This window comes from Phytoamicus setariae (assembly GCF_016722925.1).
GTDB classification, from domain to species: domain Bacteria; phylum Pseudomonadota; class Alphaproteobacteria; order Rhizobiales; family Rhizobiaceae; genus Rhizobium_E; species Rhizobium_E setariae.
Map to the genome: position 1 here is coordinate 1 of NZ_JAEQNC010000018.1, position 22879 is coordinate 22879.

Consider the following 22879-nt stretch of genomic DNA (forward strand, 5'->3'; position numbering starts at 1 on the left):
TCGTCCATAGAACCTCCGTTCTGTGTCGCGCATAAAATAGCGGTCCAAGCACGGAGGTCTCTCAACTACGATGTAGAACACGTCCAGTCCTCCACCGTAGGTGGAGGTTTACTTACTTCATAATGAAAAACCGCCGGGTTCGCCGGCGGTTTGAAAGCTCTTTGGAGGCGGTGCTGCTTACGCTACTCGCAATTCCCTGTTTTTGAGCAGTGAATGGATTGAGCGCTTTACATCTGTGACGGAGCCGAAGCGTCGGTCGTCCAGATCCATAACGTGATACTTCACCGCAATAAACTTCAGGCCGCCATCTTCAGGTACGGCAATTCCTACCGGCTCACCGGCATACTCGATAACTTGTTTGTTCATGACAAAACCCTCTGGTCCTTGAATCAAGGACACAGCCAAATCTTCAATTTGCTGGTTTAACGTTTGAGCGTCGAACTACATTCGCTCGAAAACACATCGGCAGGGGATCTGGCCGCAATACGCAATACGTCGGCCAAACAGTTTATGGGAAATCATGCGTTCATGACGCCGCATTCCACATTCTCCTTTCACTGGTTGATCGTCCATGGATGCATCGGATCAATTCCGATGTGCAGCATATGGTCCGAAAAGTTGGGCAATTCAATGACAACGGGTAAAACAAATTCAACTCCCGCTGCCAAGGCATTGTAATACTTCATTATTTTAAAATGCACCCGCCACGCACCGCCAAAAAACTCGGCACCAAAAATTTTTGCCTCAATGTTGCGCAAATTCAAGTTATCACGTAATTGTGAGCCAGAACCTCAGGCCGTTTTCCTACCCGTGCATCCCTGCCGCCTGCAGCGGGTTCACAGGGGACGTTTTGGTTTGGAGATTTCGTGCGTCACGGGACGGAAGGCACAGTCGTTTTCCGGTCCGAACCCCGAAAAAAATCGGAAGGATTCATACACGGCCTAATTTTGGGCCAGTTTTCGATGAATACGAAACCCTGACAGGGGTGTCGAAGAAGTGTGTGAAATGTCGCATGAAATCTTGCTTGAAACAGACGGCCTCATGTCTTTCTTGCCGGCTATGTCTCCCATAGATCCGGTGCAACTGGAACCATACCGCGTACTGGTGCATTAATGCTCGCAAAGTCAAAACGCCTTACCGAAATATGGGCGTCCGTTCCTCGCCGTCGTCCCTCAATGCTGATTTCGTGCGCCGCATAATACAGGTTCTAGAGAAATGACCATGACCGCCTCCCCCTCTCAGGCTGAAACCAACGTGTCTTCCGCAGACTTGCGTGACATTGCTGGCAAACACGTGATCCTTTACGGAATGAACTTCTCGCCGGAAATCGCGGGCGTCGGAAAGTACACCGGCGAGATCGCAGAATATCTGACGGGTCAGAAAGCCAAGGTCACAGTCGTGACGACGCCGCCGCACTATCCCGGCTGGGCAGTCCGCGACGGCTACAAGAATGCCTATTCGAGCGAAACCAAAGACGGCATGCGGATACACCGTGTTCCTCTGTTCCTGCGCGAAAAAATGGGCGGCATCTGGAGGCTGATCGCGCCGATGAGCTTTGCGGCTACCTCGGCGCCTGTCGTGCTCTGGCAGATCCTGCGCAAGCGCCCTGAAATCGTCATCTGCGTCGAGCCGACCTTGTTCGCCGCGCCGCTGGCAATTCTCGCCGCCAAAGCGGTCGGCGCCCGTACAGTCCTGCATGTGCAGGACCTGGAAGTCGACGCCGCCTTCGCTGTCGGCCATATAAAGTCGGTGAATTTCCTCAAGAAGGCAGCCTTCCTGTTCGAGAAGGTGACGCTCAAGGGCTTTGACCGCATCATCACCATTTCCGAGCGCATGTCGGCGAAGCTGACCGAAAAGACCGGCAATCCGGGCCAGGTCGCTATCGTTCGCAACTGGGTCGATCTCGAACACATTTACCCGCTCGGCCGCACATCCGCCTACCGGCAGGAACTCGGTTATGCCGATGACGATTTCATCGTGCTCTATTCGGGCAACATGGGTGCCAAGCAAGGCCTCGATACCCTGCTTGAAGCCGCAGCCCGTCTTGAAGACAGCCAGAAGAAGATCAAGTTCGTGATCGCCGGCGAAGGCCCGGCGAAAAAGGCGCTGATAGCAAAATATGCCCGCCTGTCGAACGTTTCCTTCCTGCCGTTCCAGCCCTATGAGAAGTTCAACGAGTTCATGAATCTGGCCAGCCTGCATGCGCTGCCGCAGGAACGGGGCGCGGCCGACCTGGTGCTGCCGTCCAAGCTTGGCGGCATGCTTGCGTCCGGCGTTCCCGTCGTCGTGACGGCCGATCTCGGCACCGAACTTGCCAACTTCCTCGGCGACAGCGCGCTGATCACGCCGCCAGGCGATATCGAAGCGCTGGCCAAGGCGATCCAGAACGCCTCCAAGGGCGACCGCGAGGATTTCAAAGATCGGCGCGCCGACCTTTCCCGGAAGCTTTCCAAGCAGGACGGCTGCATCATGTTCATCAATGCCGTCACAGGCTGAAGACATGGCCCAGCCGGGACCTCGTGAACAAGGCGCCTTACGGCGCCTTGTCAATTTGGGGCTGCTGATCGGGGGCTTCGGCATCGGCCAGGGATCCATCTTCCTCGCCCAGACCTGGCTCGTCGCCACTGGCCGGACCGATCTTCTGGCGCAGTTCGGCACGCACTTCTCCTTTGGCATGCTCGGCATCATCGCTGTGGAATCCGGCTCGCTGACGATATTGTCGGCGCAGATCGCGCGCCTGCTGGCAAGCGACGGCGAGAAGGCGAAACTCTGGCAGAGCTACTGGGAAACCACGACCTATCGCTTAACGATTGCAGCGGTGCTGGTCGCCGGGCTTCTGATCTTCCGTGATACTGTCGACATCGCGGCTTATTCCGATGGCTATTTGCTCGCCGCCCTGCCCGCGCTTTTCATCTGGGCGTTCAACGGCGCGGGCTTTCTCGATGGACTACAGAAGAGCGGTATTAGCGGAATTACCGGGTCCATCGCCTATGTTGCTTCGGCAATTGCCCTGATCGCGTCTGTTGACAGGGACCCAATGAGCGCCGGCCTGCTGACGGGCGGCGCGTTGAGCATCGGTTATGCGCTGACGGTTGCCGCCCAGTTCGGGGCGCTGTCGGCATTTGGCTGGACGCCTCGATTTGCCCGGCCAACAAAGACAGGCGTCAGAACCGCGTTCATCGAGGAAACCTCGATGCTGGTCGGCCTGATGCCGGGCCAGCTCTATTTCCGCATACAGTTGACCATCGCTTCGGTGTTTCTGGGGCCGACGGCTACGGCGATGCTCGTCTATGCCAAGCAGATCATCAGCGCGGCCAGCCAGATCTCGGGATTTGCACGGCGGATCGAATTTCCCCGCATGGTGCAGGCGGTGACGGCCAACCCTGCCATCGGCACGAAACCGCTCGTCTCCATCCAGAAGATCAGTTTTGCGATTGCCGGGGCCATGGCGGTGGCAATCATCGCCGCAAGCCTGGTGGTCGTATCCATATTCGATGGATTTGTCCGTGACACATGGGCTTTTCTCGCCGTCTTCGCCGTAACGATCCTGACGGAAGCCGTAGGGCAGTCGTTGGTGCAGACGCTGTTTGCCCGCCATCGCTATCACCCTGCGGCCGTTGCGCGTATTCTTGCCGTCATAGCGGCGATTGCTTTCGCATGGATCTTTGTTCATATGGCCGGGACGTATGTCTTCATCCTGTCCGACATCGTCTCGCATGCGATTGTGATTTCGCTTTCGCTCTTGTGGCTGAAAAGGAACTTGCCTGCCGATGGCCGTTCTCCCTGATGAGACACCCGTTCCGGGGCTTATGACACGCCTTTCGCGCATGGACCGGTTCGGGCTTTTCCTGGCCGGCTTCATCCTCGCCTATGCCGCTGCGTCGTTTGCGCTCGAGCATGTGCTCGGCGTCATCGGGTTTGCAAAGGCGCCTTACCTTAACGCCATCACCTATCTCTATGCGCTGGGCTTCATCGTGCTGGGGATCGCCTTCAACAAGGTCGATCTCGGCTTTGCCATGCCGCATCCGCTCGGGGCCCTGATGCTCGCCGTTCTCTTCATCTCGGCGGTCATCGGCATTTCCAACGGCAATGCCAGCCAGTACATCGTCGGCTGGAGCCTTTACATCGTCACCGGCGTGTTGGCCTTCCAGTTCTTCCGCCATCCCAAAGGCATAGAGGTCACCGCGTCAGGGACAGTCGCGACGCTGTTTTCGCCCGCCTTTCTGCTGCTCGTGCTGCTGTTTGCGTTCCTGTCGATCTTCAACAAGGACAACCACTATCAATATGTGCTGTTCGAGGTGATCGCGATTTATGCCGTCCTGCTCCGGCCACGCATCATTGAGAAGGCTCTCGGCGCAGCTATCTATCTCTGCATCCATCTCGGCTCAAACGACGGTTTCGTACAGGTCGAGATCAATCGTGCCTCCATCCTCGCCGTTGGGGCAATCGGCTTCCTGTGGCTGCTCTATCGCCGCCATCTGGTCGTGCTGTTCTTCGTGATCTTCGCCGCTATCGGCGGCCTGCTCTACGCGCTTTCGCTCGACGACCAGGTGGTGGAAGACCTGCCACGCAACATCAAGGAAGCGATTCTGCTGATGAAGGGCGACGATATCTACAATCACATTTCCTCCTATCAGCGGGTCTATGAGGGACAGAAGGTGATGGAGGACTTTCAGGCGGCCTCAGATACCGAATGGCTGTTCGGCAAGGGACTTGGCCGGACCGTCGACATGACAGGGGCTGCCGACAAGACACCTGGCCAACATGCCCTTCTCGGCGCCACCGAGGTTCACAACGTCCACTTCCTGCATTTTGCCGTGTTCCACAAGTTTGGCCTCGCCGGTCTTGGCCTCCTAGTCGTGTTCGGCGCCGGCCTGATCTGGATGTTTGCCGTCGACCTCGCCGGCGGACGAATGAGCGATGCGACGCTGTTCTTCTATTTCTACCTCTTCTACAATTTCGTCTTTGCCTTTCCCGCGTCGAACTTCCTGATCGCAAACCCGCTCTGGCCTGCTTTCCTCGGCCTGCTCTGCAAGATCAGGTCCGCGCCCGCAACTTCGCCAGCATTAACCGAGTTCGCTCGCCCGCTTTGACTTGGGACAAGGTGTCTGGCAGGAGAGGAAGGCGCATCTGCACCTTATTTCCCGCACAATTTCCGGGTTTCAACGTCCGGTATTACGCAATCAGCCTGGAGACACGACCCGATGAAATTCATGATCGTCAACGCGTTCGGACGTTCGAACCGCGGGGACTCCGTGTTGCTTGACGAGTGCATCCATGAAATCCGCGCAAAGTTTCCCAATGCCCAGATTGCCGGCGCGGTGTTCGAGGGAATCGGCGACGCCGAAGCTGTACATCCGGGCGTCCAGTGGTCGGAGCGCATCGGGAATACCGGTGGCGGCGGTGCAGCCAACCGGATCAGGTCGCTGGTCTATCTCATTGCCGCCTGGCTGAGCGCCTATCTGCCGTGGTGCGGCCTGGGCCGTTTGTTGCCTGCAAAACAACGCGCAACCCTGGAGGCGATCCGAACAAGCGACGTGGTGATTTCCGCGCCCGGCGGCTATATTCACGACACCAACTTCGCCTATTTCATTGCGCTGCTGCACGTTCATCTCGGAACGATCATGGGCAAGACCGTGATCTTGGCGCCGCAGAGCGTCGGCCCCATCGAGCGGCCGATCTCGCGCGCCGTCGCCCGCCATGTGCTCGGCAAGGTGCCGTTCCTGTGCGCACGGGAAAGCTACAGCTGGGATTTTCTCGCCCATGAACTGAAGCTGCCGGAGAAGAACGTCTATCGCACCGGCGACAGCGCGTTCTGGAACGACCGGGTCGAAGACAACAGGCAGATGGTGGACGCCATCTATCAGAGCCTTGGCGTCCCTGCAGAAAAGCCGGTGCTTGGCATGACGGTTGTTGGATGGTCTTTTCCGAAGTCGAAGGACCCTGCATCCGCATACCAGCGCTACACCGATGCGGTGGCTCGCGCCGCCGACCATATGAGCCAGACCTACGGCCTGACCCCGGTCATCTTCAACCAGGTGTCCGAAGACCTGCCCACCGCCTACGAAGTGCAGAAAAAGGCGCGGCACCCCGTCATCATCGACGCCACCAGCCGCGAGCCCGACGTACTGCGGGCCCTGATCACGCGGGCCAAGATTTTTCTCGGCACCCGCTTTCATTCCTGCATCTTCGCGATGATGGCCGGCCGCCCGACCTTTGCCATCGCCTATCTGCCTAAGACCGAATACATCATGAACGATCTCAAGCTCGCCCATCGTCACACTCCGATCGACACCATCGACTTCGATTACATGATCCGCCAGCTCTCTTCCGACTACGAGAACCTTGCGGGCGCAGAAGCGGAGATCCAGAACGCCGTCAAGGTCTACCAGCATGAGTTCACCCGCCTGCAGGACATTCTCGGCCTGATCGGGAGCAAAAAATGAACAAGCGCCTTGCTTTGGTCATGCCGACCCTGTCGCCGCTCGGTGGCGGCGTCTCGGAAGCGGCGCGGCTGCATTTGAGCGCACTCGCGCCCGCCGGTTTCGAGCAGATCTCGGTTCACACGCTCGACGACTCGATGGAGAAGGTCGATCCAGCGCAGTGGGAAGCGGCAAAGCTTCACCTTCATCGCTTCTACGGTCCCAAGAGCTACAGCTTTGCACCGGGCATGTTCTTCTCGCTGATGGCGGCCAAGCCCGATCTCGTGCATGTCCATGGCGTCTGGCAATTCCAGTGCGCCGCCGTCCATCTCTGGTCGATGCTCACCGGCAAACCCTACATTGTCAGCCCCCATGGAATGCTCGAACCCTGGATCCGGGCCCGTTCGGCAAAGCTCAAAGGGGCGGTATCGGCGCTCTACCAGAACCGATTCCTCCGGAACACCGCCGGCTTTCATTTGCTCACCGACAAGGAAAGCACCGATGTCTCGGAATTCCTGACCAGTCAGCCGTCGCGCATCGTTCGAAATTTCGCTCAGCCCTTTGCCAGCGACGGGATGAAGCCCGGCTGGTGGAAATCGGAATACGAAGGCCGCAAGGTCTATCTGTTCCTCGGCCGCATCCACGAGAAGAAGGGCTGCATGGAACTCATGGAGGCCTGGGAGAGGCTGTCCAGAGAAGACCAGAGCTTCCACGATGGCTCCGTTCTCGTGTTTTGCGGCTGGAACGACGGCATCTCCGGTTTCGAGGACCGCGCCGAAGCACTCGGCCGGCAATTCGGCAACGTGCTGTTTGCTGGCCCGCAATATGGCGCAGAAAAGCACCGCTCCATGGCCACGGCACGCTACTTCATGCTGCCCTCCAAGAGCGAAGGATTGCCGATGGCGGTGCTGGAGGCCTGGGCCGCCGGCGTGCCTGCGATCCTGACACCCGAATGCAATCTCGCAATCGGCTTCGAGCGCGGTGCGGCCTTCCACTCCGGGTTTACCCCCGATACCATCTACCCTGCCCTCAAGGCCGCTCATATGCTGGCGCCCGAAGCGTGGCAGGCAGCGTCCGATCGGGCCAGGGTGCTGGTGGCCGAGGAGTTCTCGGAAGAGAGCGTGCGCAACGGACTGCTGGCCCTCTACCAGGCAGCGACCGAATGGAAGGCAATAAAATGAGCGTTCTCGACGCTGGAAAATCCAACCCCCGCGAGGGCGGTCCGAGCTTTTCGCTGAAGCACCGGATATTTCGCGCCGCATGGGGTCTGACATGGAGCCTGCTGGGCAACTGGACGCCGGTGCCGCTGTATGGCTGGAGACGGTTTCTGTTAAACTGCTTCGGGGCAAAACTCTCGCCCAAGGCGCGCATCTATCCGAAGACGACGATCTGGTATCCGCCCAATCTCGAAATGGGCGATCATGCCGTTATCGGGCCCGGCGTCATCGTCTACAACATGGGCCGGATTACCATCGGCGACTATGCGATCATCTCTCAGCGCGCCCATCTCTGCGGTGGCACCCACGATCCGGACGATCCGCATTTCCAGTTGCTGCCCAAGCCGATTGCCATCGGGGTCAAGGCATGGATTGCGGCGGAGGCGTTCGTCGGACCGGGCGTGACTGTCGGAGAAGGCGCGGTGCTGGGCGCCCGCGCTGTCGCGGCCAAAAATCTGGAGCCCTGGTCGATCTATGTCGGCAATCCGGCCAAGCGCCTGCGCGACCGCAAGCGATTCTGACACGCGGGCAACGCCGCTCCTTCGTCATGGTCGGGCTTGACCCCACCATCTACACCCTACCGAAATTATGGATCCTCGGCTCAAGGCCGAGGATGACGCCGAATATGTTGCCAGGTTCTGTCCTGCTCAGCCTATCCGGTACTGAAACGCACCGCGAGAGCGCGAATCCACATATTTTCCGAGCCTGCGGAGATTCGTCTTTGTGATGATGACACCGGCAAGCTTGGACAGAATTGTCGGCTCGCCCTTCAAGACCGTCTCGATCAACTCCTGCGGCGCACCGCCCCACTCCGACACCAGGATGTAGCGGTCGATCAACGGCTCGATGGCGGACGCATCGGATGCGGATGCCAGCGACGGCAGGTCGATCAGGATAACGTCCTGCACCCCTCTCTCCGTCTCGACCAACTTTGCCATCTGCGATCCCGTAAAGACCGACGCCGGTTCGACGGTCCGTCCGTTAGTGGCAGCTGGCAGAAAGGAAACGTTGTTGCGTTGGTCAAACAGCGTCGTATCGTTTGCCGGCTTGTCATGCAAAACCCTGTCGACAAGACCCGATGCAGGCTTGCCGGCCAGCCAGCCGGTCAGATCCGGATCACGGAAATGACCATCGATCAGCAGCACCTTGCGGCCCTGATTTGCCAATTGGCTGGCGAGGTTGCCCGCGATCAGCGTCTTGCCCTCGCCCGGCAGCACGGAAATGATCGCCACGACCTGCCCCCGGCCCTCTTCGATTCCCTTGCTGACCGCTACTGCGGCACTACGGATCGTCTCCGAGAAACGGGAAAACGGATTGCTGATCGGCCAGCGGGCCTCCTCCGGCATAGCGAAGGATGTCCCATCGGAGCTGCCCACACCTTTGCGGTATCCTGAGATTTCCGGTCCATAGCCGAAGAACCTCGTACCGAGCCGAGCTGCAAGGCGATCACCATCGCGCACACCACGATCGCGCAGTTCCAGCCAGCCGGTCAGCAGGCAGCCGAATGCTGCCCCGAGGATGGCGCCGACCGCCAGCAAGAAACCCTTGCGCGGCGCAATCGGCGCAACGGGCTTCTTCGCATCGGAAATGATCACTGCATCCATGCCCGGGAGCGCGCGGGCGATGACTGTTTCATGATACTTCTGCTCGAGGGCTGACTTTGCCTCGCCTGTCGCGCGAGAAATTTCACCTTCGATCGTCGCCCGAACACGGGAATTGGCCAGATCGCTTGCCTCGGACAGCTTCTGGCGGAATGCTTCAGCATAGGCCTGCGCTACCACCTGGGCAATTTCAGGGTTAGAATGAGTAAACGAAATTGCCGCAACATAGGTGCGACCGGCACGAAGCGCTTTCACACCGGCTTGCAGGCGGGCAACCACCGCGTCCCGTTCAACTGCCGTCTGGTTCGCCTGCGATTTGTTGCCATCCGTGAAACCAAGCCTCTGCTCGAGGCGCGATACGAGCCGAGCGACGCCGGAAACGGCCGGCTTGTTGAATGCGGCGTCTTCTTCGAGATTCAGTTTGGCGGCGACAAGTGCGGCGACAGAGGCCGACTTGACGAGTTCGAGCTGGCTGAGGAACTGGCCCTCCTCTTCTGGCGTCGTCGTCTGGATGCCCTGCCGCATGGGATCGGCAGCGAAGCCGGAACGCACAAGCACTGTTGCCGAAGCGGCATATTGCGGCACTTGCGATTGCGCGTAGAGGTAGCCGAGCACCAGTCCCGCAAGAATACACGCCAGAATGGCTTTCCATCGCCGACGGAACACCCCCATCAACTGTTCGAGAACATGGATGTCGGGATTGGTCGCGGCCAAATTGCTCAAGGAAATACCCTGTCTTCTCGTGAAAATGACGAAGTTGAACAGGGTATAGAGTGAGCTTTGGGCGCAATCAAGGAGATTGCAGCGATGCTCCCGGCATGCCTCGCGCACCCGCCCGGACCCGCCGTTGCTCGATTGAGATATTGTACATCGAGGCTGCGAGTATCATGGCGGCTCCCAACCACAGATAGCCGGCGGGCGCATAGCCGAAGACTACCCAGCCAGCCAGTACATTGAGCGGCAGCTTGAGATCGTCGAACGGCTGGACATAGGTGGCATCCGCGACCTCATAGGCGCGCGCCAGGAAATACTGTGACAATGCCATGATCAGGCCTGAAGCCAGCAGCCACAGGAACGCTAGTTGGTCCGGAATCTGGAAACCTGCCGTAATTGCAAAGCCAGCATTCACTGGCGAGAGCAGCAAGAGCAGCCACACTGTCACCGTCGAGGACGGTTCGTCCTTCAACAGGCTTTTCATCATCAGCGACGAAGCACCCCAGAGGGCGGCGGCAGCGACCGGCAACAACGCATAGGCCGAAAATCCATCCGACCATGGCGACAGGATAACCATTGCGCCCGCAAACCCGAGCGAGATCGCCAGCCAGCGCTCCGGGCCGACACGTTCGCCCAAGAACAATGCCGCACCAACGGTCACGAAGAAGGGCGAGGTCATCACCAGCGCAATTGCCTGCCAGATCGGCACGCCATTGGCGAGCCCGAACACCCAGGCCTGGACGCCCAGAACGGCGAGCCCGACACGGATCAGATGCGCCACCGGTCGCTGCGTCTTCATCGCCCGCCAGCCGCCTTTCAGCAGCATCGGCAACGAGAAAAGCAGCGCAAGGAAATATTGCCAGAACGCGTCAGAAGTCGAAGACAGGCCAAGCCCCATCGTCACATGCTGCGTGATGACATTGATTGCAGTGAAGCCTATTCCGGCCAGCACCATATAGAACGCGCCTTGATACGCGCGCGAGTGAATGAGCGTCTTCCGGCTCTGATCCATGTCTTGCTCCTTCTGGGGCCAACACAAATCAGGGCGCACGAGCCATGCGCAATGCGGGACGCAAGCGCGCCGTCCGCGATTGTTCACACCCGCCCTCTTCCATCCGGACTATACCGTCGGCTCCGGAATCTCACCGGATCTGCTGACATCCATGCCTGGACACGGACCGCTCGCGGGCTTGGAGTTTCCCCATCACCGCCGGTGGGGACTTGCACCCCGCCCTGAGAACGACGCCGGACTATTCCGGCAAAGAAAATCTATTTGATTGGTGGGGAAATGCAAGCATTGTATCGCAGAGATCAACAACAACACTGTGTCAACAGATGCAGGTCACGTCCTAAAAAGCGAAAAGCCCGGCCGCTTTCGCGCCGGGCCTTGCTGCCAGGAAATGGCGGCAGGATCAGCTGTTGACAGCGTCCTTCAGGCCCTTACCGGCTGTGAACTTCGGCACATTGCGAGCCGGGATGTTGACCTTTTCGCCGGTCGAAACATTGCGGCCGACAGAAGCCTCGCGACGGCTGACGGAGAAGTTGCCGAAACCGACGAGACGGACATCGCCGCCCTTCTTGAGCTCGTCCTGAACGGAATCAAACAACGCATCCACTGCAGAAGCCGCATCAGTCTTGGTGAGACCGGACTTTTCGGCGACTGCCGCCACGAGTTCGCTTTTGTTCATGTTTCCACCCCTTTCTTAGTTGGTTTGAAACGAATCATATAATTCTTGGGCAGAATAGAGATCGGCTGCCCGACCGCAATCCTGATATAGCAAAACCCCGGCAAATCCAGCCTGTTTCGGCGCTTTTCCATAAAGAAATAGCCGGTCTTTCGACCGGCTATTCGCTTTTTTCGGCTTGTTTGGCACGAAAATCACATCAATGGGCGACGGACACTGTCGAATCTTCCGGAGCAGCAGCTTTGGCGCTCGCCGTGTCGTAGGATTCGTCCCAGGCAATCGCCACCGGTTGACGAACGAGGGCATGTTCGAGAACTTCGCCCATTCGCGAAACCGGGATGATTTCCATGTTGTTCTTCACGTTATCAGGAATGTCCGCCAGATCCTTGGCGTTGTCTTCCGGAATCAGCACCTTCTTGATGCCGCCCCGAAGCGCCGCGAGCAGTTTCTCCTTCAGGCCGCCGATCGGCGATACCCTGCCACGCAGCGTGATTTCACCGGTCATGGCAACGTCGTGCCGGACTGGAATGCCGGTCATGACAGAGACGATAGCGGTGACCATGCCGACACCGGCGGACGGACCGTCCTTGGGTGTTGCACCATCGGGCACGTGCACGTGAATGTCACGCTTCTCGAACAGCGGAGGCTCGATGCCGAAGTCGATCGCCCGCGAACGGACGTAGGACGCCGCGGCGGAAATCGATTCCTTCATCACGTCCTTCAGGTTGCCGGTTACGGTCATCCGACCCTTGCCCGGCATCATCAGGCCTTCGATCATCAACAGTTCACCGCCGACTTCGGTCCAGGCAAGGCCATTGACGACGCCAACCTGGTCTTCCTTGTCAGCCTCGTCATGCCGGAAGCGCGGCACACCGAGGTAATCGGACAGATTCTCCTTGGTGACATCGACCGCCAGCACCTTGTTGCGCAGGATCTCGGTCACCGCCTTGCGGGCGAGCTTGGACAGCTCACGCTCAAGACTACGGACACCGGCTTCGCGGGTGTATGTACGGACGATTTCCATCATCGCTTCATCGGTGACAGAGAATTCCTTCGGCTGAAGCGCATGGTCGCGCATGGCCTTGGACAGCAGGTGGCGCTTGGCGATTTCCAGCTTCTCGTCTTCAGTGTAGCCGGCAATCCGGATGATTTCCATGCGGTCCATCAGGGGCGCAGGGATATTCAGCGTATTGGCCGTGGTGATGAACATGACGTTCGACAGGTCGTATTCCACTTCGAGATAGTGGTCCATGAACGTGTTGTTCTGTTCCGGATCGAGAACCTCGAGCAGAGCCGACGACGGGTCTCCGCGGAAATCCTGGCCCATCTTGTCGATTTCATCGAGCAAGAAGAGCGGATTGGCCTTCTTCGCCTTCTTCATCGACTGAATGACCTTGCCGGGCATCGAGCCGATGTAGGTGCGGCGGTGACCGCGGATTTCAGCTTCGTCGCGCACGCCGCCCAGCGCCATGCGTACATATTCGCGGCCGGTTGCCTTGGCGATCGAGCGCGCGAGCGACGTCTTGCCGACGCCCGGAGGGCCAACGAGGCACAGGATCGGCCCCTTGATCTTGGTCGAACGGGCCTGCACGGCGAGATACTCGACGATGCGCTCCTTGACCTTTTCGAGACCGAAATGATCGTCGTCAAGAATCTTCTCGGCATTGGCAAGGTCGGTCTTGACGCGAGACAACTTGCCCCAGGGCAAGCCCAGCAGCCAATCGAGATAGTTGCGCACGACAGTCGACTCGGCCGACATCGGGCTCATCTGCTTGAGCTTGCGGAACTCGGCATCGGCCTTTTCACGGGCTTCCTTGGAGAGCTTGGTCTTGGCGATCCGGGCTTCCATTTCGGCCATTTCGTCACGGCCTTCCTCGTCGCCGAGTTCCTTCTGGATGGCCTTCATCTGCTCGTTCAGATAGTACTCGCGCTGGGTCTTCTCCATCTGGCGCTTGACGCGCGAACGGATACGCTTTTCTACCTGAAGAACAGAAATCTCGCCTTCCATGAACCCGAGGGCGCGCTCAAGGCGTCCCTTGACGGAAACGGTTTCCAGCATTTCCTGCTTGTCGGTCAGCTTGATCGACAGATGCGAAGCAACAGTGTCGGCGAGCTTGGAATAGTCCTCGATCTGGCCGGCGGCACTGACGACTTCCGGAGAAATCTTCTTGTTGAGCTTCACATAGTTCTCGAACTCGGAAACCACCGAGCGAGACATCGCTTCAATTTCGACAGCATCTTCTTCCGGCTCAACGAGCTGGCTCGCCGAAGCTTCATAGAACTCCTCGCGGTCGGTGTACTGGTCAATACGGGCGCGGCTGCGACCTTCGACCAGAACCTTGACGGTACCATCGGGAAGCTTGAGCAATTGCAGGACATTGGCTGCAGTACCAACTTCGAAAATCGCCGAAGGCTGCGGATCATCGTCCGTCGCGTTTTTCTGTGTGACGAGCAGGATCTGGCGATCGGTGCCGATCACCTCTTCAAGGGCGCGGATAGACTTTTCGCGACCGACAAAGAGCGGCACGATCATATGCGGAAACACAACGATATCGCGAAGTGGCAGGACCGGGTAGTTCTGCTCGCTTCCTTCCGTCGGGAATGTTTTTTTGGTCATTTCTTTCCCTTTCATTCCAGGCCCTGTTGGACCCGCCGGCTATTTTTGGCGGCGAGACCGACCTGTTCGAGGATACAGGTGGATATCTCAGCCATGCAATTCAAGCCTGTCGGCGACCGGAGATATGACGACTTGTCAAACACCTGTCGCAATCCTTTGAAACCTTAGGCAATCGAGATGTCGCGAAGCTTGCGCTTCTGGCGAACGTCAGGCGCGGAACACCCGGATTCGTTGGCATTTTTGCGCCTGATGCCGGGTAGGCGCAATCTAATTCCGCAAGCAATTGGAAATATTTGCTCTCTATCAACGAAAAAGGCCCGGTTTCCCGGGCCCCATATTGCGTTTTGCCCAAGATCAGGCCGAAGCTGGCGCCTTTTCTTCGTGGCGATCGGAGTAGATGTAGAGCGGACGGGAACTACCCTTCGCCACTTCTTCCGATATCACCACTTCCTGAACGCCATCGAGCTCCGGAAGTTCGAACATGGTGTCGAGCAGGATCTTTTCCATGATCGAGCGCAGGCCGCGGGCACCGGTCTTGCGAATAATCGCCTTACGAGCGATTTCGCGTAGCGCCGCTTCATGGAAAGTCAGTTCCACGTCTTCCATCTCGAACAGCCGCTGGTACTGCTTGACGAGCGCGTTCTTCGGTTCGCTGAGGATCTGGATCAGAGCATCCTCGTCGAGATCCTCAAGCGTCGCGATCACCGGCAGACGGCCGATGAACTCCGGGATGAGGCCGAACTTCACCAGATCTTCCGGTTCCAGATCGCGCAGCACGTGGCCGACGCGGCGTTCGTCAGGAGCGGCAACCTTGGCGCCGAAACCGATCGATGTCTTTTCCGAACGTGCCGAAATGACTTTCTCGAGGCCGGCGAACGCGCCACCGCAGATGAACAGGATGTTGGTCGTATCAACCTGCAGGAATTCCTGTTGCGGATGCTTGCGGCCGCCTTGCGGCGGAACCGAGGCAACTGTGCCTTCCATAATCTTCAGCAATGCCTGCTGCACGCCTTCGCCGGACACGTCGCGGGTTATCGACGGGTTGTCGGACTTACGGCTGATCTTGTCGACTTCATCGATGTAGACGATGCCGCGCTGGGCGCGCTCGACATTGTAGTCCGCTGCCTGCAGGAGCTTCAGGATGATGTTTTCGACGTCTTCACCGACATAGCCGGCTTCGGTCAGTGTCGTCGCATCCGCCATGGTGAACGGAACGTCGATGATGCGGGCCAGCGTCTGGGCAAGATAGGTCTTGCCGCAGCCGGTCGGGCCGACCAGCAGGATGTTGGACTTGGCAAGTTCCAGATCCTGGCTCTTCGTGGCATGCGCAAGGCGCTTATAGTGATTGTGCACAGCGACGGCGAGGATGCGCTTGGCCTGCTTCTGGCCGATGACGTATTCGTCCAGCACCTTCATGATGTCCTGCGGCGTCGGCACGCCTTCGCGGGATTTCACCATCGAGGATTTGTTTTCCTCGCGGATGATGTCCATGCAGAGTTCGACGCATTCGTCGCAGATGAAAACCGTTGGCCCGGCAATCAGCTTGCGCACCTCATGCTGGCTCTTGCCGCAGAACGAACAATAAAGCGTGTTCTTCGAGTCGCCGCTATTGCTTCCGCTGACTTTGCTCATTTCCATTTCCTTCCAGCACGCCGCGACCGGGGTGGGAACGCGGGGTCAAATTCTGACAGCCCGGCATGAAGCGGTCGTTCCGCTGTTACACGAGGCCTCGGGGAGAGCTTCCACCGCGGCAACGATGCATGTGCTCGCCACAGTGTTGATCTTCCCTTGCTCAGGGGAGCCTATGTCAAAAAACTTCAACATAGGCTTAATCGTTATCTTTAGCGCTCAAGCCCTCACCCGCAAAGCCCCTATCCTTTACAATTTTGTCAAGAACAGGGGCAATACGCGGGTTTTGTGCAATTACGCCTCGTCGCCGCCTTCGGTTTCGACGCGCGAAGAAATGACGCTGTCGATCAGACCCCAGTCCCTTGCCTCATCGGCACTCATGAAGTTATCACGATCCAGCGATTGCTCCACTTCCTCATAGGTGCGGCCGCAATGCTTTACGTATATTTCGTTGAGTCGACGCTTCATCTTGAGGATATCGCGGGCGTGACGCTCGATGTCGGACGCCTGGCCCTGGAAGCCACCGGATGGCTGGTGAACCATGACGCGGGCGTTCGGCGTTGCAAATCGCATGTCCTTGTGGCCAGCGGCAAGCAACAGCGAGCCCATCGATGCGGCCTGGCCGACGCACAGCGTCGAGACAGCCGGACGAATGAATTGCATCGTATCGTAGATCGCCATGCCCGAAGTCACGAGGCCACCGGGGGAATTGATGTAGAGGGCGATTTCCTTCTTCGGATTTTCGGCTTCGAGGAACAGCAACTGAGCGCACACCAGCGTCGCCATCGTATCTTCGACTGGACCCGTTACGAAAATAATCCGTTCCTTGAGCAGCCGGGAAAAGATGTCGTAGGCGCGTTCGCCCCTGTTGGTCTGTTCGACGACCATCGGCACGAGGGCCATTGCAGTTTCAAACGGATTACTCATGTGCATCCTTCGCGTAGTGCCCGGACCCTGAGGATTTCCGGGAATCATCCCATTGTCTTTCCCCATACATAGAGTGTCATGTCCGTAGACTTCAAGTCATGCCGGGAAATTGGGGGCCATCACTCTACGATTCGGCTTTAATCGTGGATTACTTCCGGTCAGCCTTGCACCGAAATTAGGTCGCAAGGTGAAGGAAGAGTGAAGAGCCATCACAAAGACACGGCCCGCGCCCAAAACAATCGCATGGTCAGCATAAGCCACATTGTCACACACATCTACATATTTTCAATCACTTGAGCCAGACCGGTCGAGCTTCGGCGCTTGACCATCGCACCGTTTCCAATAGTCTCGACCTGCATTTTGAAAACAAGCCACCAGAGGATTTTTGATGTTTGGAATGACGAACACCGGAAAAATTGGAATTGCCTGCTTTTTTACTCTGACGTCATGCAGCCTCGCCTTGGCCGCCGAGACGAACATCAGTTTTAACGTCGATGGACAAAAAGTCGTCGGCACCCTTTCAACCATCGATGGCAACCCCAAGGCGCCTGTCGTCGTGATGTTCCACGGTTTTTCGGGAAGCCGCGACGAACTGGCGATAAACGGCACCAAGGAAGGCGTCTTCTCCCGCAGTGCGCGCCTGCTCGCCGAGAACGGCTATGCGAGCCTCCGAATCGATTTCCGCGGTTCGGGCGAGAGTGAGGGAAAATGGCCCGACACGACGTTCTCCGGTCAAATCAAGGACGGTATCGCAGCCGTAGACTGGTTGAAGGCCAGCGACCAAGTCGACGGCTCGAAAATATCGATCCTCGGCTGGAGCCAGGGCGGGCTGGTCGGCGCACATGTGGCAAGCGCCCGGTCGGAGGTCAGGTCGGTGACGCTCTGGGCACCGGTCGTGACCCCGCTCTACACCTATGGCGGCCTGCTTGGGGCTGACAACCTGGCGAAAGGGCTGTCCAGCCCAGCAGAGACCGAAATCACCGCAAAACTTCCGTGGGGCGCAGATACTGTGCTTAAGGCGGCGTTCTATCAGGAAATGCCAACGACCAGCCCGATTGCGGCGGCCGCACATTATGCCGGCCCCTTGCAGGTGATCGTCGGCTCCAAGGATACGACGGTCGCTCCCCAGCCGGCGTCCGGTCAGGTCCTTCTGAACTACCACGAAGGCGAGGAGCGTCTCGACGTGTTCGACACCGATCACGTCTTCAGCGCGTTCACCGGCCCCGAAGTGATCGATGCACACATGGTGCCGGCCACCGTGGAATGGTTGAAGAAATTCAATCCGTAACATGCCCTGATGGAGGCGGCAGGGCGACAATTTGATGATCGCCCCTGCCGCCCAACAGGTGCCTCGGTCCGTCCGGCCAAAATGGGATTGCTAAGCGCTCGGGGCAGCCGCTATGCTCTGAGCATCCTTTCCAAGCAGTACAGAGCATGACCCCTTCCTATTTCAAATTCGATCCTGCCACCCGCCGCCTCTCCCTCGACGCCCGCGATCCGGCCTTTTACAGAAATCCAAACGCCGGCTATGCCGCCATGCATGCCGGCTCCCCGACCTTCTGGTGGGAAGAGCAGAACCAATGGTATTTTGCCGGCTATGATAATGTGAACGCCCTGCTCCGCGATCGCCGCTTCGGCCGTCAGATCACCCATGTCATGAGCCGCGAAGAACTCGGATGGCAGCCGCCCCAGCCTCATCTTGCCGATTTTGACCGCGCCGAATCCAAGTCGCTGCTGTCGCTGGAGCCGCCGGAACACACAAGACTGCGGACGCTTGTGAACCGCGCCTTCGTTTCCCGCCACATCGAGCGGCTGCGGCCGGAAATCACCGCACTCTGTCACAAACTGATCGACGGATTCGAAAAGGACGGCGGGACAGACCTGCTCGACACCTTCGCCGAAGTGATCCCCGTGACCATTATCGCCAGCATGATCGGCGTGCCGCTCGACATGAGCCAGCAGCTGCTCGACTGGAGCCATGACTATGTGCGGATGTACATGTTCGGCAAGACCGAGGAAGACGAGCACAGGGCCAACAAGGCAGCCAGGGAATTCGCCGACTATGTGATCGGTCTGGCCGCTGAGCGCCGGGCCGAGCCCCGGGACGACCTTCTGTCGCTGATGTTGCAACCCGCCCGCGACGGGCAATACCTGACCGAGGAAGAACTCGTCTCGACCACGATCGTGCTGCTGAACGCCGGACACGAAGCAACGGTCCACCAGATCGGCAACGCGGTCAATCTCATCTTGAATTCGGGCCTCGATCCCAAGTCCCTGTTCGCCGATAGTGCGGCGACCGAGCGGACCATCGAAGAGTGCTTCCGCATCTCCGCGCCGGTCCACATTTTCAAGCGCTGGGCGCTCGAAGATCTTGAATTCGATGGTATTTCGCTGAAGAAAGGCGACGAGGTCGGCATGATCCTGGCCGCCGCCAATCTCGACCCCCGAAAGTTTCCGGATCCGCTGGAATTCAAGCCGAGCCGCGACGAAGGCGCCAACCTGTCGTTCGGTGCCGGCATCCACTTCTGCATCGGCGCGCCGCTGGCACGCCTTGAAATGCAGATCGCGCTGCCGATCCTTTTCGAGCGGCTTCCGACGATGCGGATCGCCAAGCCCGCCGTGGTCAAGGATGTCTATCACTTCCACGGGCTCGAGCGACTCGAGTTGGAGTGGTGAGCTATCAGCGTGGTCGTCTCACGTTGTATGAGTGTGAGACGGCCTTACGCGAACAGTTTGGAGCCGGACTCACGCCCGGATCACGTAGTCTTTCCGTGTTTTTTCAATGACTTCCCAGCTTCCCCTGAAACCCGGGCGAAGGATGTAGCTGTCGCCTGCTCTAAGGTGAACCGGCACGCCGCCATCTTCCGTCACCACAGAGTGACCTTCGAGAATGTGGAAATACTCCCACTCGTCATAGACGATCCGCCACTTGCCTGGCGTCGACTGCCAAATGCCGGCATAGAGGCCTCCTCCGGCCTCCTCGAGATTCCAGGTGGTGAAGACCGGACTGCCCTCAAGCAACCGGTCCGGCGCTGGTGCGCCGGTTTCCGGAGTGACCTTTGAAACATCGAAGGACAGGGCGTGGGTCATGCCTTGGCCAAAGCCTGTTCGAGATCGGCGGTGATGTCAGAGACATCCTCGATACCGACCGAAAGACGAACGACATCCGGGCCTGCACCGGCTGCGACCTGCTGTTCCGGGGTCAGCTGGCGATGGGTGGTGGAGGCCGGATGGATGACGAGCGAGCGGGTGTCGCCGATATTGGCAAGATGCGAGAAGAGCTTGAGGCTTTCCACGAAGTTCTTGCCCGATTCGTAGCCGCCCTTCAGGCCGAATGTGAATACCGCGCCAGCGCCCTTTGGCGAGTACTTCTGCTGCAGAGCGTGGTTCGGATCATCAGGAAGGCCGGCATAGTTGACCCACGACACCTTCGGATGCTTCTTCAGCCATTGGGCGACTGCCAGCGCGTTTTCGCAATGGCGCTGCATGCGCAGCGGCAGCGTCTCGATGCCCGTTATCAGCAAAAACGCGTTCATCGGCGCTATTGTCGGGCCGAAGTCGCGCAGACCAAGCACGCGCGCGGCAATCGCAAACGCGATGTTGCCAAATGTCTGGTGCAGCACCACGCCGCCATATTCCGGACGCGGCTCGGACAGCATCGGATACTTGCCGGATTTCGACCAATCGAAGGTGCCGCCATCGACCAGCACGCCACCCATCGAATTGCCGTGGCCGCCCATGAATTTGGTCAGCGAATGCACGACGATATCGGCGCCGTGCTCCAGCGGACGAACCAGGTAGGGCGACGCCATGGTGTTGTCGACGATCAACGGCAGGCCGTGCTTGTGGGCGATCTCTGCTATCGCGGCATTATCGACGAAGGTGCCGCCTGGATTGGCGAGGCTTTCGATGAACACTGCCTTGGTCTTGTCGTCGATCAGGGCTTCCATGGACGACGGATCTGATGTGTCCATCCAGCGAACGTTCCAGTCGAAGCTCTTGAAGGCGTGGCCGAACTGGTTGATCGAGCCGCCGTAAAGACGCTTTGCGGCGACGAAGTTGTCGCCCGGCTGCATGATGGTGTGGAAGATCAACAACTGCGCCGCATGGCCTGACGAAGTCGCCAGAGCGGCAGTGCCGCCTTCAAGCGCCGCGACACGTTCCTCGAGCACGGCCTGGGTCGGGTTCATGATCCGGGTGTAGATGTTGCCGAACTGCTGCAGGCCGAAAAGGGCTGCGGCATGGTCGGCGTTGTCGAAGACAAAGCTGGTTGTTTGATAGATGGGCGTAATGCGCGCCTTGGTGGTCGGATCCGGCTGGGCGCCTGCATGGACGGCCAGTGTGGAAAATCCCGGATTGTCGTTGCTCATGAATTCCTCCTTATTATGTGTTTGGGATCATAGCGATTTCGAAAACGATGTTAAGTCTCCCCGCGTTCAGTGCGCGCTCGTGCCACGCTCGGAACCTTGCTGTCCACAGGGACAAGACTATTGTAGGAAATTGTCGACTGATTGCGTGGGCAAATCCATGCGCAGGCAGATGGGGATTGCGAAAATAATTCCCCGTTCGGCCGGATTACCAGCACGTCCTTGTCGAAGTAAGAATATGGGAAACAACGAATGCGCGTGAAAATAAAGTCCTACAGCACACTCCGAGATGCACAACGGCAGCAACTCGATGCGCAAAAAAGCTGCATGCAGCCCTAAGCGGGTTGCATCACCTGTGCGAGCACCGGCGGCCGCTAGCCGTCGTCATTACTCGTCGCGATAGACCTTCTCGCGACGCTCGTGACGCTCTTGCGCCTCGATCGACAGTGTCGCGATTGGTCGCGCATCCAGCCGCTTCAGGCTGATCGGCTCGCCAGTTTCCTCGCAGAAACCGTACGTGCCATCGTCTATCCGCTGAACAGCAGCATCGATTTTGGAAATCAGTTTGCGCTGACGATCGCGCGCCCTGAGTTCGATTGCCCTGTCAGTTTCTGACGATGCACGGTCGGCCAGATCGGGATGGTTTGCGCTCTCTTCGGCAAGATGGCCCAGAGTTTCACGCGCCTCGCGTAGGATGTCATTCTTCCAGGCAATCAACTTAGTCCGGAAATAGGCACGCTGCTTCGAGTTCATGAACTCTTCATTTTCAGAGGGAACATAGTTCGCAAGATCGATATTCTCACTCAACGCGATTCTCCTGAGGAACAACCCGTACAAGGCGGCTCTATAGCTCCAGAGGCCCTTCAATTCAAGTTGAAATAGACAAAATATTCATTTTTAAGAGTGTCGTAATTTTATGCTAAGTGATTATTTTTTTGTCATATTTCCGAAACATGCGGCAGAACTTTCCCACAGATATCGGAATCCATGTCAGATTGACCCCAGTAACTTGCCGGCTCATCCTGATACGCAGTTGTTCCTATTTGGTTGCTGTTTTCGTTTCAGCCTGCTCTGCCCAAAGGCGCAACGCATGCTTTCGCCCTCGATTGACCGGGGGCTACCCATGGCTATAACGGCAGACGCATCGAGATAGTTCCAGCATCGGAAGGCACCGGCGAACCTGAATGGCGACTGATACAGGAGATGTTTTCCGGCTCCATCTGATGCGGCATGCACATGCCGCATGGCCTGCAGCCGGCACCCGCGATTTTGACAGGCCGCTGGATCAACGCGGGCGCGCAGAAGCCCTTGATGTGGCCCGGCAGGCGCATGCGCTCGGTTTGCAGCCGCGTCATGTCGTGGCGTCCCCCGCACAAAGATGCCTCGAAACGGCGGCGATTTTTACCGAGGTCGCCGGCGGGCCGCAGCCCCATTTCGAAGGCGCACTCTACTCCGAAGGAGTGGAGGCCTATCTCGCACAAATCCGGCAGCACCGGCACGAGGGCAGCCTGCTGCTGGTTGGTCACAATCCGATGATCGAAGGGCTTGCAAGCATGTTGATGGCCAGCGGCCCTGCGGAAACCGCGCTTGCATTCGGTTATCCGACAGCCGGCTTGCTCAGTCTCGAATTCGCCAGTCCCCTGCCCGCCGACCTCCTGCACAAAGGCAAACCAATCGGCCTGCTGACGGCGAGTTGATCG

20 protein-coding genes and 1 riboswitch are annotated in these 22879 nt (G+C 58.3%); of the genes, 9 read left to right on the top strand and 11 right to left on the bottom strand.

Annotated elements, in window-relative coordinates:
- Positions 1–177: 177 nt before the first annotated feature.
- Both JJB09_RS23665 and JJB09_RS23670 read right to left on the bottom strand, forming a co-directional pair.
- On the bottom strand, positions 178–366 hold the full coding sequence (locus JJB09_RS23665; protein WP_201663568.1) for a hypothetical protein: 189 nt from the start codon (positions 364–366) through the stop codon (positions 178–180).
- Between the two features lie 188 nt (positions 367–554).
- Positions 555–758 (bottom strand): hypothetical protein, encoded by a 204-nt coding sequence (locus tag JJB09_RS23670; protein WP_201663569.1) that lies wholly within the window; start codon positions 756–758, stop codon positions 555–557.
- A 463-nt stretch (positions 759–1221) separates the two neighbouring features.
- On the opposite strand from JJB09_RS23670, the gene JJB09_RS23675 reads away from it, so the two are divergent.
- The 6 genes from JJB09_RS23675 (at position 1222) to JJB09_RS23700 (ending at position 8160) form a co-directional block, all read left to right on the top strand.
- Positions 1222–2496, top strand: a complete 1275-nt coding sequence (locus JJB09_RS23675) for a WcaI family glycosyltransferase (protein ID WP_246748927.1) — start codon at positions 1222–1224, stop codon at positions 2494–2496.
- Positions 2497–2500: 4 nt separating this feature from the next.
- A complete protein-coding gene (locus JJB09_RS23680; RefSeq protein ID WP_201663571.1) occupies positions 2501–3787 on the top strand; it encodes an MATE family efflux transporter in 1287 nt (428 codons plus the stop codon).
- Positions 3771–5093: a hypothetical protein gene (locus JJB09_RS23685; RefSeq protein WP_201663572.1), complete on the top strand. Its 1323-nt coding sequence runs from the start codon at positions 3771–3773 to the stop codon at positions 5091–5093. Before JJB09_RS23680 ends, JJB09_RS23685 begins: the two co-directional genes overlap by 17 nt.
- 111 nt (positions 5094–5204) lie before the next feature.
- Positions 5205–6446 carry a polysaccharide pyruvyl transferase family protein gene (locus JJB09_RS23690; protein WP_201663573.1) on the top strand — a complete coding sequence of 414 codons (1242 nt, stop codon included), beginning with the start codon at positions 5205–5207 and terminating at the stop codon, positions 6444–6446.
- Positions 6443–7603 (top strand): glycosyltransferase, encoded by a 1161-nt coding sequence (locus JJB09_RS23695; protein ID WP_201663574.1) that lies wholly within the window; start codon positions 6443–6445, stop codon positions 7601–7603. Before JJB09_RS23690 ends, JJB09_RS23695 begins: the two co-directional genes overlap by 4 nt.
- Positions 7600–8160 carry an LbetaH domain-containing protein gene (locus JJB09_RS23700; RefSeq protein ID WP_201663575.1) on the top strand — a complete coding sequence of 187 codons (561 nt, stop codon included), beginning with the start codon at positions 7600–7602 and terminating at the stop codon, positions 8158–8160. The genes JJB09_RS23695 and JJB09_RS23700 overlap by 4 nt, the downstream gene beginning before the upstream one ends.
- Positions 8161–8286: 126 nt before the next feature.
- Here JJB09_RS23700 and JJB09_RS23705 read toward each other — a convergent pair whose 3' ends face one another.
- The 6 genes from JJB09_RS23705 to JJB09_RS23730 all read right to left on the bottom strand — a co-directional run bounded on the left by JJB09_RS23705 (position 8287) and on the right by JJB09_RS23730 (position 16812).
- Entirely contained in the window at positions 8287–9963 is a 1677-nt protein-coding gene (locus JJB09_RS23705; RefSeq protein WP_201663576.1) for a Wzz/FepE/Etk N-terminal domain-containing protein, read from the bottom strand.
- A 67-nt stretch (positions 9964–10030) separates the two neighbouring features.
- Positions 10031–10966, bottom strand: a complete 936-nt coding sequence (locus JJB09_RS23710; protein WP_201663577.1) for a DMT family transporter — start codon at positions 10964–10966, stop codon at positions 10031–10033.
- 87 nt (positions 10967–11053) lie between these two features.
- Positions 11054–11199, bottom strand: a riboswitch (FMN riboswitch).
- A 167-nt stretch (positions 11200–11366) separates the two neighbouring features.
- The gene (hupB, locus tag JJB09_RS23715; protein WP_201663578.1) at positions 11367–11642 is read right to left on the bottom strand and encodes a DNA-binding protein HupB; all 276 of its coding nucleotides are present in this window, start codon (positions 11640–11642) and stop codon (positions 11367–11369) included.
- 196 nt (positions 11643–11838) lie between these two features.
- Positions 11839–14256 carry an endopeptidase La gene (lon, locus tag JJB09_RS23720; RefSeq protein ID WP_201663579.1) on the bottom strand — a complete coding sequence of 806 codons (2418 nt, stop codon included), beginning with the start codon at positions 14254–14256 and terminating at the stop codon, positions 11839–11841.
- A gap of 354 nt (positions 14257–14610) precedes the next feature.
- The gene (gene clpX / locus JJB09_RS23725) at positions 14611–15888 is read right to left on the bottom strand and encodes an ATP-dependent Clp protease ATP-binding subunit ClpX (RefSeq protein ID WP_201663580.1); all 1278 of its coding nucleotides are present in this window, start codon (positions 15886–15888) and stop codon (positions 14611–14613) included.
- A 291-nt stretch (positions 15889–16179) separates the two neighbouring features.
- Positions 16180–16812: an ATP-dependent Clp protease proteolytic subunit gene (locus tag JJB09_RS23730; protein WP_201663581.1), complete on the bottom strand. Its 633-nt coding sequence runs from the start codon at positions 16810–16812 to the stop codon at positions 16180–16182.
- A 397-nt stretch (positions 16813–17209) separates the two neighbouring features.
- On the opposite strand from JJB09_RS23730, the gene JJB09_RS23735 reads away from it, so the two are divergent.
- Both JJB09_RS23735 and JJB09_RS23740 read left to right on the top strand, forming a co-directional pair.
- Positions 17210–18100, top strand: a complete 891-nt coding sequence (locus JJB09_RS23735; RefSeq protein ID WP_246748929.1) for an alpha/beta hydrolase family protein — start codon at positions 17210–17212, stop codon at positions 18098–18100.
- 146 nt (positions 18101–18246) lie between these two features.
- Positions 18247–19488 carry a cytochrome P450 gene (locus tag JJB09_RS23740; RefSeq protein ID WP_201663583.1) on the top strand — a complete coding sequence of 414 codons (1242 nt, stop codon included), beginning with the start codon at positions 18247–18249 and terminating at the stop codon, positions 19486–19488.
- A 69-nt stretch (positions 19489–19557) separates the two neighbouring features.
- Here the strand turns inward: JJB09_RS23740 and JJB09_RS23745 are convergent, their stop codons facing one another.
- The 3 genes from JJB09_RS23745 to dksA all read right to left on the bottom strand — a co-directional run bounded on the left by JJB09_RS23745 (position 19558) and on the right by dksA (position 21986).
- Complete coding sequence (locus JJB09_RS23745; RefSeq protein ID WP_201663584.1) at positions 19558–19902, bottom strand: cupin domain-containing protein; 345 nt, start codon at positions 19900–19902, stop codon at positions 19558–19560.
- On the bottom strand, positions 19899–21182 hold the full coding sequence (locus tag JJB09_RS23750) for an O-acetylhomoserine aminocarboxypropyltransferase (RefSeq protein WP_201663585.1): 1284 nt from the start codon (positions 21180–21182) through the stop codon (positions 19899–19901). The genes JJB09_RS23745 and JJB09_RS23750 overlap by 4 nt, the downstream gene beginning before the upstream one ends.
- Positions 21183–21566: 384 nt before the next feature.
- Positions 21567–21986, bottom strand: coding sequence for an RNA polymerase-binding protein DksA (gene dksA / locus JJB09_RS23755; protein ID WP_201663586.1), 420 nt, complete (start codon positions 21984–21986; stop codon positions 21567–21569).
- A 377-nt stretch (positions 21987–22363) separates the two neighbouring features.
- Between dksA and JJB09_RS23760 the strand changes: the two genes are divergently transcribed.
- Entirely contained in the window at positions 22364–22876 is a 513-nt protein-coding gene (locus tag JJB09_RS23760; RefSeq protein WP_201663587.1) for a SixA phosphatase family protein, read from the top strand.
- Positions 22877–22879 lie beyond the last annotated feature (3 nt).

Bases quoted from the DNA above. Each gene is read 5' to 3' on its own strand.
- JJB09_RS23710 (WP_201663577.1), bottom strand. From the start codon at position 10,966: ATGGATCAGAGCCGGAAGACGCTCATTCACTCGCGCGCGTATCAAGGC.
- JJB09_RS23665 (WP_201663568.1), bottom strand. From the start codon at position 366: ATGAACAAACAAGTTATCGAGTATGCCGGTGAGCCGGTAGGAATTGCC.
- JJB09_RS23695 (WP_201663574.1), top strand. From the start codon at position 6,443: ATGAACAAGCGCCTTGCTTTGGTCATGCCGACCCTGTCGCCGCTCGGT.
- hupB (WP_201663578.1), bottom strand. From the start codon at position 11,642: ATGAACAAAAGCGAACTCGTGGCGGCAGTCGCCGAAAAGTCCGGTCTC.
- JJB09_RS23700 (WP_201663575.1), top strand. From the start codon at position 7,600: ATGAGCGTTCTCGACGCTGGAAAATCCAACCCCCGCGAGGGCGGTCCG.
- JJB09_RS23730 (WP_201663581.1), bottom strand. From the start codon at position 16,812: ATGAGTAATCCGTTTGAAACTGCAATGGCCCTCGTGCCGATGGTCGTC.
- clpX (WP_201663580.1), bottom strand. From the start codon at position 15,888: ATGAGCAAAGTCAGCGGAAGCAATAGCGGCGACTCGAAGAACACGCTT.
- JJB09_RS23690 (WP_201663573.1), top strand. From the start codon at position 5,205: ATGAAATTCATGATCGTCAACGCGTTCGGACGTTCGAACCGCGGGGAC.
- JJB09_RS23760 (WP_201663587.1), top strand. From the start codon at position 22,364: ATGGCGACTGATACAGGAGATGTTTTCCGGCTCCATCTGATGCGGCAT.
- JJB09_RS23735 (WP_246748929.1), top strand. From the start codon at position 17,210: ATGACGAACACCGGAAAAATTGGAATTGCCTGCTTTTTTACTCTGACG.
- JJB09_RS23685 (WP_201663572.1), top strand. From the start codon at position 3,771: ATGGCCGTTCTCCCTGATGAGACACCCGTTCCGGGGCTTATGACACGC.
- JJB09_RS23680 (WP_201663571.1), top strand. From the start codon at position 2,501: ATGGCCCAGCCGGGACCTCGTGAACAAGGCGCCTTACGGCGCCTTGTC.
- JJB09_RS23750 (WP_201663585.1), bottom strand. From the start codon at position 21,182: ATGAGCAACGACAATCCGGGATTTTCCACACTGGCCGTCCATGCAGGC.
- JJB09_RS23745 (WP_201663584.1), bottom strand. From the start codon at position 19,902: ATGACCCACGCCCTGTCCTTCGATGTTTCAAAGGTCACTCCGGAAACC.
- lon (WP_201663579.1), bottom strand. From the start codon at position 14,256: ATGACCAAAAAAACATTCCCGACGGAAGGAAGCGAGCAGAACTACCCG.
- JJB09_RS23675 (WP_246748927.1), top strand. From the start codon at position 1,222: ATGACCGCCTCCCCCTCTCAGGCTGAAACCAACGTGTCTTCCGCAGAC.
- JJB09_RS23740 (WP_201663583.1), top strand. From the start codon at position 18,247: ATGACCCCTTCCTATTTCAAATTCGATCCTGCCACCCGCCGCCTCTCC.